This window comes from Halomonas sp. KAO, from assembly GCF_015595025.1.
In the GTDB taxonomy this organism is placed as follows: domain Bacteria; phylum Pseudomonadota; class Gammaproteobacteria; order Pseudomonadales; family Halomonadaceae; genus Halomonas.
Map to the genome: position 1 here is coordinate 733 of NZ_JADNRL010000035.1, position 705 is coordinate 1437.

Genomic DNA, 705 nt, shown 5'->3' on the forward strand with positions numbered 1-705 from the left:
CTGCGCTTCCGTCATCTGCTGGAGAAGCATGCGCTGACCCAGCGAATTTTCGAGGAGATCAATGCGCATCTGGCCGAGAAAGGGCTGTTCATGCGCGAGGGCACGATCGTCGACGCCACCATCGTGGCAGCCGCCCCTTCCACCAAGAACAAGGCCAAGCAGCGCGACCCGGAGATGAAACAGACCAAGAAGGGCAACCAGTGGTACTTCGGGATGAAGGCCCATATCGGCGTCGATGCCGTCACCGGACTGACTCACAGTGTCGCCGCGACCTCGGCCAACGTCGCCGATGTCACCATGGCCGGCGCTCTGGTCCGGGAGGATGACAAACGGGTATATGGCGACGCGGGCTACACCGGCATGTGGAAGCATCTCGGCGAAGAGAAGGATGCCCCGGATTCCAAGTGCTATGTGGCTGCCAAACGCTGCGCCATCAAGAAGATGGACGACAGCCCAATGAAAACGATGCTGCTGGCGATCGAGAAGGCCAAGGCCAGCATCCGCGCCAAGGTCGAGCACCCGTTTCATGTCATCAAGAACCTCTTTGGCTACCGGAAGGTGCGCTACAAGGGGTTGGCCAAGAACCAGGCGCAACTCTTCAGCTTGTTCGGGCTGGCCAACCTGGTGCTGTCGACACGATGCGAGGGCCAAATTGACGGGGCCATTACGCCCTGAATCTGGCCTGACAGCCAGATAACCTGGCTG

At 60.0% G+C, this 705-nt stretch carries 1 protein-coding gene; it reads left to right on the forward strand.

Annotation, left to right across the window (positions count from 1 at the left end; genetic code table 11):
* Window positions 1–675, forward strand: a 675-nt coding sequence (locus IOC61_RS15985; RefSeq protein ID WP_195689737.1) for an IS5 family transposase, incomplete at its 5' end; no start/stop codon positions are given.
* Window positions 676–705 lie beyond the last annotated feature (30 nt).